The sequence below is a fragment of the Sphingomonas sp. Ag1 genome (assembly GCF_000980895.1).
Classification (GTDB): Bacteria; Pseudomonadota; Alphaproteobacteria; order Sphingomonadales; family Sphingomonadaceae; genus Sphingomonas; species Sphingomonas panaciterrae.
In genome coordinates, this window is record NZ_LAZX01000090.1 from 17997 (window position 1) to 31195 (window position 13199).

Consider the following 13199-nt stretch of genomic DNA (forward strand, 5'->3'; position numbering starts at 1 on the left):
TTGCCGTCGCGCGTCGCAGGGCGTACCGGCGCCGACATGACCATCGTTACCCGCTTTGCCCCGTCACCGACCGGGCGGCTGCACGTCGGCAACATCCGCACGGCGCTGCACAACTGGATGTTCGCGCGTGCTCATGGCGGCCGCTTCATGCTGCGGATCGACGATACCGATCAGGAGCGTAGTGAAGAACGGTTCGTCGAGGCGCTGCGCGAGGATCTGGCGTGGCTGGACCTTGAGGCTGATGGCGAGGCGCGGCAATCGGCGCGTTTCGATCTGTATCAGGCGCGCTTCGATGCGCTGGTCGCGGCCGGACGTATTTACCCGGCCTATGAGACCAGCCAGGAACTGGACCTCAAGCGAAAGATCCAGCTGGGCCGCGGACTGCCGCCCATCTACGATCGCGGGGCACTGGCGCTGAGCGATGCGGATCGCTCGCGGCTGGAGGCGGAGGGCATCAAGCCGCATTGGCGCTTCCGGCTCGATCATGGCGCGCCGATCGAATGGGACGACATGATCCGCGGTCACCAGCGGTTCGATCCCGCTACGATGAGCGACCCGATCGTGCGCCGCGCCGATGGTTCATGGCTGTATATGCTGCCGTCCGCGATTGACGACGTCGACATGGGGATCACGCATGTGGTGCGCGGCGAGGACCATGTCGCCAACACCGCCTTGCAGATCCAGATGTTTGCCGCGCTTGGCAGCACCCCGCCGACCTTTGCCCATGCCGCGCTGCTCACCGGCGCCGAGGGCAAATTGTCCAAGCGGCTGGGTAGCCTTGGCGTCGACCAGCTTCGCGAGGCGGGGGTGGAGCCGCAGGCGATCCGGGCGCTGCTGGCGCGGCTCGGCACCAGCGATCCGGTTGAGCCCGCGGTTGACATGGAGCCGCTGCTTGCCGCTTTCGATTTTGCCCGCTTTGGCCGAGCGCCGGCGCGGTTCGACGAGGCGGAATTGATGCAGCTGAATGCGCGGATCGTCCATCAGCTCCCATTCGAAGCGGTGCGCGATCGCTTGCCGCCTGCCATGACGCCCGTTGCCTGGGAAGCAGTGCGGCCGAACCTCTCGACCGTGGCGGAAGCGGCCGACTGGTGGGGCGTGGTCGAAGGGCCGGTCACAGCGGCGGCGCTATCGGCTGACGATGGCGCCTATCTGGCCATTGCTGCCGAGGAAGCTGCGGCGATCGATTGGGATGGCGACCCCTGGCACGGTCTGACCGAGCGGCTGAAGGAGCGCACAGGACGCAAGGGCAAGGCGCTGTTCCTGCCGTTGCGGCGCGCGCTCACCGGTCGCGATCACGGGCCGGACATGGCGGCGCTGCTGCCGTTGATCGGCCGCGACCGGGCGCTCGCGCGACTTCGCGCCGCTTCCGGCGGCTAATTGGACCAGGGTCTGGCCGTCGCGGCCGCGCGCGCCTATGTTGCGCGGATGCAGTTCTTTGCCCGGCTAAGCCCGTTTCGCGCGGTGCGCGACCTACGCCTGTTTCTGCATCAGCGGCAGAAGCACGAACTGTTCTTCCTGTTTCTCTCCGTCTTTATGACCGGCTTGCTGCTGATCGGCTTCGCCAAGGATTCGAAGGTCGAGAAGGTCTACAAGCCGGACATCATCTATGTTCAGCAATGGCGCCTCGATCGCAGCGAGGCGGAGATTCGCGCGCAGCAGGCGATCGATGCCCCGATCAAGCAGAAGCAGATCGAGGAGCGCGAAAAGGCGCTGGCCGAGCGGCAGGCATCCTTCAAGCGTCTTGAGGACAAGATGAAGAAGTGGGGGCTCTGACCGCCGGCGTGTCGTCCGCGGACCAGCGCTGGATGGGGGCTGCGCTGGCGCTCGCCAGCCGCGGGCAGGGGCGCACCCATCCCAATCCTTCCGTCGGATGCATTCTGGTGCGTGATGGCATTGTTGTCGGGCGCGGCTGGACCCAGCCGGGTGGCAGGCCGCACGCGGAGGCGATGGCGCTCGCTGAGGCCGGAAGCGCGGCAAAGGGCGCGACCGCGTATGTGACGCTGGAGCCCTGCGCCCATGTCTCATCGCGCGGCCCCGCCTGCGCCGACCTTCTCGTCGCCAGCGGTGTGGACCGCGTGGTCGCGGCGGTGACCGATCCTGACCCGCGCACCAACGGCAAGGGGCTGGGGCGGCTCGCCGCGGCGGGTGTGCAGACTATGTCGGGTGCGCGCGAGAGGGAGGCCCGCGCGGGACTGGCCGGATTTCTCACGCGACTCGCCTTTGGCCGGCCGCAGGTGACGCTGAAGCTCGCGACCTCGCTCGATGGATGCATCGCTCGTGCTGACGGCGAAAGCCGGTGGATCACGGGTCCGCAAGCGCGCGCGCACGCGCATCTCGAACGAAGCCGGCATGAGGCCATTCTGGTAGGGCGAGGCACCTGGGAGATCGACCGCCCGGCGCTCGACGTGCGGTTGCCGGGACTGGAGAATCGCGCTCCGCAACGCGTGATCCTGTCGACCCACGACATGGGTGATGACGTGCTTCAGCTCTCGGCCCCGGAGGAAATCGCCTGGCTTCCCGCCGATCGTCTGCTTGTGGAGGGGGGCGCTGGGGTCGCCTCCGCTTTCCTCGCGGCGGATCTGGTCGATCGCCTGCTGCTGTATCGCGCCCCGATCCTGATCGGCGACGGCAGGCATGCGTTGGGCGACATCGGGTTGGGCGCCTTGGCCGATGCGCACGATCGATGGGCAATGATCGATTCACGCCAGCTTGGCAGCGATCGGCTCGAGGTCTACGAGCGGGTGCGATGTTCACCGGGATCATAACCGACGTCGGAGAGATTACGCGCGTTGAGACGCGCGGGGATACGCGCGTCGTTGTCGCCACCAGCTATGAAACGCTTGAGATTGACCTGGGGGCTTCGGTCGCCTGTTCGGGCGTTTGCCTCACCGTCGTCGACAAGGGGCCTGACTGGCTCGCGTTCGACGTTTCGGGCGAGACTCTGACGCGGACCGCTCAGGGGCAATGGTCCGAAGGGCGTCGGTTGAATCTCGAACGCGCGATGAAGCTGGGCGATGAGCTTGGTGGTCATATCGTCACCGGCCACGTCGACGGAATCGCCGAGGTCACCAGCGTACGGCCCGATGGCGATTCGAAGCGCGTCGATTTCCGGGTCTCAAGCGATCTTGCGCCCTTCCTCGCTACCAAGGGGTCGGTTACGGTCGACGGCGTGTCGCTGACCGTCAACGACGTAACGGACGACCCCGACGGCGCGACCACCTTCGCGGTCAACATCATTCCGCATACCCAGGCGGTGACGACGCTTTCAGATCTGGCGCCGGGCAGCGCCGTCAACATCGAGATCGATGTGCTCGCCCGCTACCTCCAACGGATGGAACATTATCGTGCAAAAGCCCGCTGAACTCGCGCGCCTGCGCCACGCCTTTCTCTCGACCCCGGAAGAGATCATCGACGAGGCCAAGAATGGCCGGATGTTCATTCTGGTCGATGATGAGGATCGCGAAAACGAGGGTGATCTGGTCATCCCCGCGCAGATGGCGACGCCGGAAAAGATCAACTTCATGGCACGCCATGGCCGCGGCCTGATTTGCCTGGCGATGACCAAGTCGCGTGTCGACGCGCTGGGCCTCGACCTGATGAGCCGGCACAACGGCACCCGTCACGAAACCGCCTTCACCGTTTCGATCGAGGCGCGCGATGGGGTGACGACGGGCATTTCCGCGGCCGATCGTGCGCGGACGATCGCGGTGGCGATCGATTCGTCGAAGAGCCGCGAAGAAATCGTGACGCCGGGTCACGTCTTCCCGCTGGTCGCGCGCGATGGCGGCGTGCTGGTGCGTGCGGGGCATACCGAAGCGGCGGTCGACGTGTCGCGGCTGGCCGGCCTCAACCCCTCGGGCGTGATCTGCGAGATCATGAACGAGGACGGCACGATGGCGCGGATGGACGATCTCGTCTCCTTCGCGCAGCTGCACAACCTCAAGATCGGCACGATCCGCGACCTGATCGCCTATCGTCGGCGCTATGACCATCTGGTCGAGAAGAAGGCCGAGATGACCTTCGACTCGCGCTGGGGCGGGCAGTGGAAGGCGGTCACGTTCCACAACAAGGCGACCGGCGACGAGACGATCGCGCTGGTGAAGGGCAAGATTGATCCCGAGCGGCCGACGCTGGTGCGGATGCACACGGCGAGCTTCTTCGTTGATATGTTTGGCGAAAATTCCGAGCGCTCGGGCCTGCTTTCCAAGTCGATGGAGCTGATCGCGGAGGAAGGCGCCGGCGTGATCGTGGTGATCAACCGCCCGATGAAGGGCGTGGTGACGCGCTTCATGGAGCTGCGTGCCGCGGGCAAGGGCGCCGGCGAGCCGGAAGTCGAGGAATTGCGCGACTATGGCGTGGGTGCGCAGATCCTGGCGGAGCTGGGCGTCGAGGAAATGGTCCTGCTGACCAACACCCATCACACGCTCGTCGGGCTGGAGGGCTATGGCCTTTCCATCGTGGGCGAGCGGCCGATCCCGGGTACCGGCGGCGAATAACGGCCTGTTTACGGAGATATTCGGCCAGCAGCTTGCGCAGCGGCCGGCAACGCCAGTCGGGAGGGGGCACCGGCTGGTGGCGTGGACAAGGAATGCCCCCTTTTTTGCCGCCCCGGCGGCGCTCCCCTGAGCCGGGGAGGAGAAAGGCGAGATCATGGCAAGCGTCCTCATCGTGGAAGCGCGTTTCTACGATCATCTGAACGACATGCTGATCGCGGGCGCGCGCGCGGCGATCGAGGCGGCGGGGCATAGCGCCGAGGTGGTGACCGTGCCGGGCGCGCTGGAAGTGCCGGGCGCGATCGCGATGGCGGCGGAGAGCGGGCGCTATGACGCCTTTGTCGCGCTGGGCGTCGTGATCCGCGGCGAAACCTATCACTTCGAGATCGTATCTAACGAGAGCGCGCGCGGCATCATGGCGCTGACCATGGACGGCATCCCGATCGGCAACGGCATCCTCACCACCGAGAATGAGGAACAGGCGATCCGCCGCGCGGATCCGGCGCAGCTCGACAAGGGCGGCGGTGCGGCGCAGGCGGCGATCGCCATGCTCGAGTTGCAGCAGCGCTTCGCCTGATCCTGCTCAGCTAAGTCAGCGCGGGCGGGCGCCCGCCTGCGGAAAAGGTTCGTCACGGACCTGAAGCAGCGATCGCGCGTATGGGATCATCCGATCCACAAGCGAGCCGCTGCTTCCCCTATGATAGTTTCTTCCACTCCACGCTTCGGCAACATCGTTGGCGAAGTGTGGCGACCCCTCGCGGCCTTGTTCGTGTGGGACTGCATCGTCACGGCAGTCTATTTCTATTATCCGTTCACCGCGCCATCGCTGCCGCTGACCATCTTCGGTTCGGCGCTGGCGCTGTTCCTCGGCTTTCGGACGAACTCCGCCTACCAGCGCTGGTGGGAAGGGCGCGGCCTGTGGGGGCTGATGATCAACGCATCGCGCAGCCTGGCCCGCACGGCGCGCAACCTGCTGCCCGAAGAGGCGCTGGACTTGAAGCGCACGATCGTGCTGCGCCACGTCGCTTATGTGAATGCGCTGCGGTGCCAGTTGCGCCGTCAGTCGGCCGACGCCGAGGTGCTGCGCTTCCTGTCGCGCGGTGAGGCGGAGCCTGCCTTGCAGCGGGCGAACGTCGCCAACGGCATCCTCGACGGATCCTCACGACGGCTGGACGATGCGCGGCAGAGGGGCTGGATCGACACCATCCAGCAGGCGCATTTCGAGCGATTGTTCGTCGACATCTCCAACGCGCAGGGCGGCATGGAGCGGATCAAGAACACGCCCTTGCCCAACCAATATCGCTTCTTCCCCACGTTCTTCACGCGATTGTTCTGCGTCCTGCTGCCGATCGGGCTGGTGGAGACGCTGGGCATCGCGACGCCGGTCGGGTCGACCGTCGCCGGGCTGATGTTCCTCGCCGCGCTGCAGATCGGCGATGACCTGGTCGACCCGTTCGCCAACACGATCCACGACGTCCCGCTGACGGGTATGTGCCGGACGATCGAGATCGACCTGCTGCAATCGATCGGCGACGAAGCGCCAACGCCGTTGCAGCCGGTGGACGGCGTGTTGTGGTGACAGAATGGCCGGCAAAAGGCAGTATTTTCAACGTGCTGCGGGATCGGTCGCGCGCAACGCCATGGGGTCTGGCGTCCCGATAATATCTTACTTATACTCGTGTAAATAAGATCGGGAGAGAGATTGCCACCATGGCCTATGCGCACACGCTCGCCGCCAATCCGCACTGGCTGCCGGCCAATCCTCCATCGGCGCTGAAGGACATTCCCGGAAGCCGCGGGCTGCCGTTCGTCGGCAATACCTTCAGGGTGCTGAAGGACCCGCTGGGCTTCACCAACAGGATGGTGGCCAAGTACGGCCCGGTCTATCGCAACCGAACGTTTGGGGGCGACGGCGTGGTCTTGCTGGGGCCGGAAGCGAACGAGCTGGTGCTGTTCGACAAGGAGAAGAATTTCTCCTCCGAACAGGGCTGGGGCCCGATCCTGAACCTCGTCTTCCCGCGCGGCCTGATGCTGATGGATTTCGAGAAGCATCGCGCCGACCGCAAGGCATTGTCAGTAGCGTTCAAGCCGGAGCCGATGCGCCATTATGCCGCCGAGCTGAATGCCGGGATCGCGGCGCAGGTGAGCAGCTGGGGCAATCGCCCGATGCCATTCTATCGCGCGATCAAGGCGCTGAGCCTCGACCTGGCGGCAACCAGTTTCCTTGGCGTGCCGCTGGGCCCCGAGGCATCGCGGATCAACCAGGCCTTCGTCGACGAGGTGCAGGCGTCGGTATCGCCGATCCGCAAGCCGCTGCCCGGCACCTCGATGCGCAAGGGCGTGAAGGCGCGCGAATATCTGGTCGACTACTTCACCCGCGAGATCCCGCGCCGGCGCGCGGGGGAGCAGCAGGGGCAGGATTTCTTCTCGCAATTCTGCCGCGCAACCGACGAAAGCGGTGCCCTGCTGTCCGACGAGGCGATCGTCGATCACATGAACTTCCTGATGATGGCGGCGCACGACACGATCACCTCGTCCGCCACCAGCCTCGTCATGCTGCTGGGGCGTCATGTCGAATGGCAGGACCGGCTGCGTGCCGAGGTCCAGTCGCTGGGCAGCAACGACGGCGGCGTGCCCTATGAGCAGCTCGACCGGCTGGTCGAGACCGAATGGGCGTTCAAGGAAGCGCTGCGGATGGTGCCGCCGGTGCCGTCCATCCCGCGCCGCGCGATGCGCGACTTCACCTTTGGCGGCTATCACATTCCGGCCGGCACGCATGTCGGGGTGAACACCGCCTATACCCATATGATGCCGGAGCATTGGCCCAATCCCGAGACGTTCGATCCCGAGCGCTTCTCCCCCGAACGGTCGAAGGGGCGGCATCGCTTTGCCTGGGTGCCGTTCGGCGGCGGGGCGCACATGTGCATCGGGCTGCATTTCGCGACGATGCAGATCCGTATCCTGATGGCCCAGCTGCTGAGCCGCTATCGCATCGAGCTGGAACCCGGGTCGGGCAGCGACTGGCAAATCTTCCCGATCCCGCAGCCCAAGGACGGCCTGCCGGTACGCTTCGTGCCGCTCTGATCGCGAGCCGGTGACCTCAGCAACGCCGGTTGTCGCAGCGGCGGCCGGCGTCCGTGACCCGGGGAAGGATGCGCTGCGTCCCATTGCGGGGCTATTCACAAGGTGTTCAATCCGATCCCGCTATGCAACGAGGCATGAGGATGTTCGCCGCCCTTGCCCTGTCACTCTTGCCCGCCGCCACGATGGCGCAGCCGGCCGAGCAGCAGCGCGACGGCGTGGCCGCGTGGCGCGCGCTGCGCGAAGGGCGCATCCTGCCGATCAAGGAAATCGAGCGACGCGTCGTCCCGACGATGAAGGACGCGCAATATATCGGTTTCGATTTCGAGATGCCGAGCGCGGTCTACACGCTGAAGTTCCTGCGCGATGGCACGGTGATCTGGGTGGATGTCGATGGTCGCTCGGGTCAGGTCATCGGCCGCACGGGTCGGTGAGCGATCGTTGACGCGCGCCACCGCAATGCTAACCACGACCTTTGGTGACAAGAGGTAGTCCATGCGCGTCCTGATCGTTGAGGATGAACCCAATCTCGGCCAGCAGCTCAAGAGCACGCTGGAAGGAGCGGGCTATGCCATCGATCTGGCGACGGACGGCGAGGAAGGGCATTTCCTCGGCTCGACCGAGAATTACGATGCCGTCGTGCTGGACCTTGGCCTGCCGGAGATCGACGGGCTGACCGTGCTCGATCGCTGGCGCAAGGAGGGCAAGGTGATGCCCGTGCTGGTGCTGACCGCGCGCGACAGCTGGTCCGACAAGGTCGCCGGGCTGGACGCAGGCGCGGACGATTATGTCGCCAAGCCGTTCCAGTCCGAAGAGCTGATCGCCCGCCTGCGCGCGCTGATCCGGCGCGCATCGGGCAATGCCTCCTCAGAGCTGAACGCGGGCGACGTCCGGCTCGACACGCGCAGCGGCAAGGTGACGCGCGCCGGCGAGCCGGTGAAGCTGACCGCGCAGGAATATAAGCTTTTGTCCTACCTGCTCCATCACAAGGGCAAGGTGGTGAGCCGCACCGAGTTGATCGAGCATATCTACGATCAGGATTTCGATCGGGATTCGAACACCATCGAAGTGTTCGTGACGCGCATCCGCAAGAAGCTGGGCCAGGACGTGATCACCACGATCCGGGGACTGGGTTACAGTCTGGAAGATCCGGCGGCGTAAAGGTCGGCGGCCTGCGGCTGTTCCCATAGTCCGATGCGTTCATATCCCGCCTCGTGCCAGCTGTTGGTCCCCGGCACGGCCTGCGACTCCAGCGCGGCGATGACCGGCGGCGCGGCATGAGCGGGAACGATGCCGGTGAAGACCCAGGACGCGAGCAGGAAGCCCGCGACCAGGCTGATGATGAGCGCGCCGAGCGACGCGATCGCGAGGACCGGAAAGGTACGCGACATACTTCGTCTCCTTTCTCCGCGAGTGAACAACAGGGCGGCGGCATGGTTCCGGCGCGCGACGAAACGAGTGCGGACGGGCGCTTCGCCAGCACGGGGTCGCTGACCCGGCGGATGATCGTCATTGCCGCGGTGTGGATCGCGGTATTGCTGGCGGGTGGCGGCTTCGCGCTGGACCGGGTGCTGACTGCGGCGGTGACGCAGAATTTCGACGACCAGCTCGAATATGTCCTGCGCTCGCTGCTCGTCTCGGCCGAGATCGGGCCGGAGGGCGAGGTGATGTTCAATCGCGAGCCCGCCGACCAGCGCTTCCTCGAGCCTTATTCCGGCGTGTACTGGCAAGTGTCGGCAAAGGGGCGCGAGGCGTTTCCCTCCCGATCCTTGTGGGATCGCCAGCTGCAATATGGCCAACCGCACGACGACCGCGCGGTGCACATCTATGACAGCGACCAATTCGGCACCGAAAAGCTGCGGGTCGTCGAGCGTGACGTGAAGCTGCCGGGATCGGACGTGCGCTGGCGGTTCCAGGTGGCGCACAATCGGGACGGGCTCGACGCGCAGATCGGGGCGCTGCGCCGGACGCTGGTGCGCAGTTTCCTGCTGCTGGGGCTGGGGCTGATCGTGCTGGCGGCGCTGCAGACCTTTTACGGGCTGTTGCCGCTGCGCAAGCTGCGGCTGGAGATTGCGCGGATGCGGGGCGGGCGGACCAACCGCATCGCCGGGCCGCTGCCGGTCGAGGTGGCGCCGCTGGTCGAGGAGCTGAATGCGCTGGTGGCGCATAACGAAACGCAGGCGGAGGAAGCGCGGCGCCATGCCGGGAACCTTGCCCATGCGCTGAAGACGCCGCTGACGGTGATCATGAACGCGGCGACCGCGCAGTCGGACGATCTGGCCGACACGGTGGTGCGCGAGGCGCGGACGATGCGGCGGCAGGTCGACCATCATCTCGCGCGGGCGCGTGCGGTCGGGCGGCGCGGATCGGCGCACAGCCGGGCGGAGGTGTGGCCGAGCGTCGAATCGGTCGAGCGTGCGGTGCGGCGGCTCTATCCGCATGTGCGGATCGACATGGATGGGCCGAAGGACCTGGTCGCGCATATCGAGCGCCAGGATCTGGACGAGATCATGGGCAATCTGGTCGAGAATGCCGCCAAATATGGCGGCGGCAGCGTGTTCGTGACGGTGGGCGCGCAGGCCGGGTTCGTCGAGATCCTGGTCGAGGATGACGGCATGGGCATACCGGAGGCGGACCGCATCCGCATCTTCGACCGCGGCGTCAGGCTGGACACGGGCAAGCCGGGTACGGGGCTTGGGCTCGCCATCGTGCGCGACGTGGCGGAGATCTACGAAGGGACCGTCAGCCTGGAGGAGAGCGAGGACCTGGGCGGGCTGCTGGTGCGGCTGCGATTGCCGATGGCGAGCTGACAGGCGCCCTCCGCCGAGGCGGAAGGCGCCCGTTCGCGATCAATAGGCGAGCTTCAGGCCGGGACGGTTCCAGCGGGTCTTCACCAGCCGGCCGGTGCCCGACAGCGTGAGATAGGCATCACGCATGTCATCGCCGCCGAAGCAGATGTTGGTGGTGAAGATGTCGTCGGTAGCGACGAATTCAACGAGGTCGCCGTCGGGCGAGACGACGCTGATCCCGCTTTCGCCGATCGTCGCGACGCAGACATTGCCCGACGCCTCCACCGCGAGCGAATCGAAGAATTTCCACCCCGCGGGGCGGTAGACCGGGATGCCGGCACCGCCGACGCCGGCCGCGGTATCGACCTTGCCCGGCGCGGTGACGCGGAATTTCATCAGCCGGCAGGTGTAGGTTTCCGCGGCGTAGAGCCATTGGCCGTCGGGTGAGAGGCCGCAACCGTTGGGATTGTTGGACGGGAAGACGACTTCCTCGAGATGGCTGCCGTCGGCCTTCGCATAGAAGATGCCAACGACATCATGGATCCGCTTGGCGTGATCCATCTTGCCGTGATCGGTGAACCAGAAGCCGCCGTGATCGTCGAACACAAGGTCGTTCGGCCCGCGCAGGACGCAGCCGAAATCGCCCGACTTGTACAGCACCTCGACCGTGCCGGTTGCGGGGTCGATCCGTTCGATCCGGCCGCCCGAATAATTGGAGGCGATGCCGCCGGGGGCGAGCATGCCGTTGTTTTCGTGCCAGTCGAACCCGCCGTTGTTGCAGCAATAGAGCATGCCGTCGGGGCCGAGCGCGAGGCCATTGGGACCACCGCCAGGCTCGGCGATCGTCTCCTTCGACCCATCGGGTCTCACCCTGGTGATCCGCCCCGGCTCGATCTCCACCAGCGCGATGCTGCCGTCCGGCATGAAGACTGGCCCTTCGGGAAAACGCAGCCCGTCGGTCATCAGTTCGAAGTCCGCCATGATCCTCTCCGCTCTTTTCTTGTTGCGCGGGAGAATTGTCTAAGGCGATCGGCTTAGCAAGCCGCTTCGGTGGCATTCGGCGGGCAGCAAGTCAGGCAGCGCCGTTATGGCCACATTGCTACCAATATAGTGGCGGAGGTGCAGAGGCCGGGGTAGGGATCGTCGCATGAGCGAACCCGAGACGACCCGCACCGGCGGCCGCATCCTGGTGGATCAACTGGCAGCGCAGGGCTGCGATCGCATCTTCACGGTGCCGGGCGAAAGTTTCCTTGCCGTGCTCGACGCGCTGGTCGACGTGCCGCAGATCGATGTGGTGACGTGCCGGCAGGAAGGCGGCGTGACGTTCATGGCCTGCGCCGACGGCGCGCTGACCCATCGGCCGGGCATTGCGTTCGTCACGCGTGGGCCGGGCGCCACCAACGCGTCGATCGGCGTCCATGTCGCGATGCAGGATTCACAGCCGATGATCCTGTTCATCGGCGACGTCGACCGCGGCATGCGCGACCGCGAGGCGTTTCAGGAGATCGATTTCGCCGCGATGTTCAGCCCGATTGCCAAATGGGCGGCGCGGATCGACGATGCGCGGCGCATCCCGGAATATGTCGCGCGCGCCTATAGCGTGGCGATGAACGGGCGGCCGGGCCCGGTGGTGATCGCGCTGCCGGAGGACATGCTGCTTGACGAAGTGGTGGCGGTGGATCGCCCGCGCGTCGAGCGGATCGGGCAGGCGCCCGATCCCGATGCGATGGAGCAGCTTGCCGATCTGCTGGCCACGGCGGAGCGACCTTTGGCGATCATCGGCGGCGCAGGATGGGATGCGGCTGCGGGGCAGGACATTGCCGCCTGGGCCGACCGGACCGGCGTGCCGCTGGTCGCCGCTTTCCGCCGACAGGATGCGGTGCCCAACGACTGCCCGGCCTATGCCGGCAACCTGGGCTATGGCCCCAACCCGCTGCTGGTCGAACGCGTGAAGGACGCCGACCTGCTGCTGGTGATCGGCGCGCGGCTGGGGGAAGCGACGACCGACGGCTATACGCTGATCTCCCCGGAACATCCCGGCCAGCGGATGGTGCATGTTCACCCCGATCCGTCCGAGCTTGGCAGCACTTATTGCACGGACCTCGCGATCTGCGCGACCATGGCGGAGTTCGCCGAGGCGCTGGCGCTGGTCGACGGTCCGGCACGCGCGCACGATCTGGAGGCGCACGACGATTATCGCGCCTGGTCGACGCCGCGCGAGCGCGAGGGCGTGACGCTGGACCTGGGGCAGTGCGTGCTGGCGATGCGCGAGCAGCTGCCGGCGGACACCATCATCTGCAACGGCGCGGGCAACTTTTCCGGCTGGTGGCACCGCTATTGGCCCTATGCCGGGCCGGGGACTCAGCTGGCGCCGACCGCCGGAGCCATGGGCTATGGCGTTCCGGCCGCCGTGGCGGCGTCGCGCCGCCGCCCGGATCGCACCGTGGTTGCCGTGGCGGGAGATGGCGATTTCCTGATGAACGGGCAGGAACTGGCGACCGCCGTCCAGCACGATTGTGAGTTGCTGGTCATCATCGTCGACAATGGCGCTTATGGCACGATCCGCATGCATCAGGAGCGTGAGTTTCCCGGCCGGTTGTCGGCGACCCGACTGCACAATCCCGACTTCGCAGCGCTGGCGCGGGCCTATGGCGCCTGGGCGGAGACGGTGGAGCGGACGGCCGACTTCGCCGGCGCGCTGGAACGTGCCGTCGGGCAGGGCGGCGTCAGGTTGCTGCACCTGAAAACCGACGTCGAGTTCATCACCGCCGGGACCACGCTGAGCGCGATCCGCAGCGCGGCGAAACGCTGAAACCTGCGACAACGGCGGGCGGTC

14 protein-coding genes are annotated in these 13199 nt (G+C 66.2%); 12 read left to right on the forward strand and 2 right to left on the reverse strand.

Features of this window, described 5'->3' with window-relative positions; all coding sequences use genetic code 11:
* Window positions 1-36 precede the first annotated feature (36 nt).
* The 10 genes from gltX (at window position 37) to XM50_RS09035 (ending at window position 8735) form a co-directional block, all read left to right on the forward strand.
* The gene (gltX, locus tag XM50_RS08990) at window positions 37-1377 is read left to right on the forward strand and encodes a glutamate--tRNA ligase (protein WP_046409004.1); all 1341 of its coding nucleotides are present in this window, start codon (window positions 37-39) and stop codon (window positions 1375-1377) included.
* The gene (locus XM50_RS08995) at window positions 1378-1773 is read left to right on the forward strand and encodes a hypothetical protein (protein WP_231621914.1); all 396 of its coding nucleotides are present in this window, start codon (window positions 1378-1380) and stop codon (window positions 1771-1773) included. It begins immediately after the preceding gene.
* Between the two features lie 32 nt (window positions 1774-1805).
* Entirely contained in the window at window positions 1806-2765 is a 960-nt protein-coding gene (gene ribD, locus XM50_RS09000) for a bifunctional diaminohydroxyphosphoribosylaminopyrimidine deaminase/5-amino-6-(5-phosphoribosylamino)uracil reductase RibD (RefSeq protein ID WP_197075492.1), read from the forward strand.
* Entirely contained in the window at window positions 2747-3361 is a 615-nt protein-coding gene (locus XM50_RS09005) for a riboflavin synthase (protein WP_046409005.1), read from the forward strand. Before ribD ends, XM50_RS09005 begins: the two co-directional genes overlap by 19 nt.
* Entirely contained in the window at window positions 3306-4496 is a 1191-nt protein-coding gene (ribB, locus tag XM50_RS09010; protein ID WP_046409007.1) for a 3,4-dihydroxy-2-butanone-4-phosphate synthase, read from the forward strand. The genes XM50_RS09005 and ribB overlap by 56 nt, the downstream gene beginning before the upstream one ends.
* A gap of 154 nt (window positions 4497-4650) precedes the next feature.
* Window positions 4651-5070 carry a 6,7-dimethyl-8-ribityllumazine synthase gene (ribH, locus tag XM50_RS09015; protein WP_046409008.1) on the forward strand — a complete coding sequence of 140 codons (420 nt, stop codon included), beginning with the start codon at window positions 4651-4653 and terminating at the stop codon, window positions 5068-5070.
* A 120-nt stretch (window positions 5071-5190) separates the two neighbouring features.
* A complete protein-coding gene (locus XM50_RS09020; RefSeq protein ID WP_046409009.1) occupies window positions 5191-6072 on the forward strand; it encodes a bestrophin family protein in 882 nt (293 codons plus the stop codon).
* A gap of 131 nt (window positions 6073-6203) precedes the next feature.
* The gene (locus XM50_RS09025) at window positions 6204-7577 is read left to right on the forward strand and encodes a cytochrome P450 (RefSeq protein ID WP_046409010.1); all 1374 of its coding nucleotides are present in this window, start codon (window positions 6204-6206) and stop codon (window positions 7575-7577) included.
* A gap of 134 nt (window positions 7578-7711) precedes the next feature.
* A complete protein-coding gene (locus XM50_RS09030; protein WP_052742516.1) occupies window positions 7712-8008 on the forward strand; it encodes a hypothetical protein in 297 nt (98 codons plus the stop codon).
* Between the two features lie 61 nt (window positions 8009-8069).
* Entirely contained in the window at window positions 8070-8735 is a 666-nt protein-coding gene (locus XM50_RS09035) for a response regulator transcription factor (RefSeq protein ID WP_046409012.1), read from the forward strand.
* Here the strand turns inward: XM50_RS09035 and XM50_RS09040 are convergent.
* A complete protein-coding gene (locus tag XM50_RS09040; RefSeq protein WP_046409013.1) occupies window positions 8708-8965 on the reverse strand; it encodes a hypothetical protein in 258 nt (85 codons plus the stop codon). The two genes, XM50_RS09035 and XM50_RS09040, sit on opposite strands and share 28 nt — an antisense overlap.
* Before the next feature lie 111 nt (window positions 8966-9076).
* Between XM50_RS09040 and XM50_RS09045 the strand changes: the two genes are divergently transcribed.
* A complete protein-coding gene (locus XM50_RS09045) occupies window positions 9077-10384 on the forward strand; it encodes a sensor histidine kinase (protein WP_046409135.1) in 1308 nt (435 codons plus the stop codon).
* Window positions 10385-10423: 39 nt separating this feature from the next.
* On the opposite strand, the gene XM50_RS09050 is transcribed toward XM50_RS09045, so the two are convergent.
* Window positions 10424-11344 carry an SMP-30/gluconolactonase/LRE family protein gene (locus XM50_RS09050; protein ID WP_046409014.1) on the reverse strand — a complete coding sequence of 307 codons (921 nt, stop codon included), beginning with the start codon at window positions 11342-11344 and terminating at the stop codon, window positions 10424-10426.
* A 166-nt stretch (window positions 11345-11510) separates the two neighbouring features.
* Here XM50_RS09050 and XM50_RS09055 point away from each other — a divergent pair, with 166 nt between their 5' ends.
* Window positions 11511-13175 (forward strand): thiamine pyrophosphate-binding protein, encoded by a 1665-nt coding sequence (locus XM50_RS09055; RefSeq protein ID WP_046409016.1) that lies wholly within the window; start codon window positions 11511-11513, stop codon window positions 13173-13175.
* The last annotated feature ends 24 nt before the right edge of the window (window positions 13176-13199 follow it).

Coding starts and splice junctions, on each gene's coding strand:
- gltX (WP_046409004.1), top strand. CDS start 37: ATGACCATCGTTACCCGCTTTGCCCCGTCACCGACCGGGCGGCTGCAC.
- ribD (WP_197075492.1), top strand. CDS start 1,806: ATGGGGGCTGCGCTGGCGCTCGCCAGCCGCGGGCAGGGGCGCACCCAT.
- XM50_RS09005 (WP_046409005.1), top strand. CDS start 2,747: ATGTTCACCGGGATCATAACCGACGTCGGAGAGATTACGCGCGTTGAG.
- ribB (WP_046409007.1), top strand. CDS start 3,306: ATGTGCTCGCCCGCTACCTCCAACGGATGGAACATTATCGTGCAAAAG.
- ribH (WP_046409008.1), top strand. CDS start 4,651: ATGGCAAGCGTCCTCATCGTGGAAGCGCGTTTCTACGATCATCTGAAC.
- XM50_RS09020 (WP_046409009.1), top strand. CDS start 5,191: ATGATAGTTTCTTCCACTCCACGCTTCGGCAACATCGTTGGCGAAGTG.
- XM50_RS09025 (WP_046409010.1), top strand. CDS start 6,204: ATGGCCTATGCGCACACGCTCGCCGCCAATCCGCACTGGCTGCCGGCC.
- XM50_RS09030 (WP_052742516.1), top strand. CDS start 7,712: ATGAGGATGTTCGCCGCCCTTGCCCTGTCACTCTTGCCCGCCGCCACG.
- XM50_RS09035 (WP_046409012.1), top strand. CDS start 8,070: ATGCGCGTCCTGATCGTTGAGGATGAACCCAATCTCGGCCAGCAGCTC.
- XM50_RS09040 (WP_046409013.1), bottom strand. CDS start 8,965: ATGTCGCGTACCTTTCCGGTCCTCGCGATCGCGTCGCTCGGCGCGCTC.
- XM50_RS09045 (WP_046409135.1), top strand. CDS start 9,077: ATGATCGTCATTGCCGCGGTGTGGATCGCGGTATTGCTGGCGGGTGGC.
- XM50_RS09050 (WP_046409014.1), bottom strand. CDS start 11,344: ATGGCGGACTTCGAACTGATGACCGACGGGCTGCGTTTTCCCGAAGGG.
- XM50_RS09055 (WP_046409016.1), top strand. CDS start 11,511: ATGAGCGAACCCGAGACGACCCGCACCGGCGGCCGCATCCTGGTGGAT.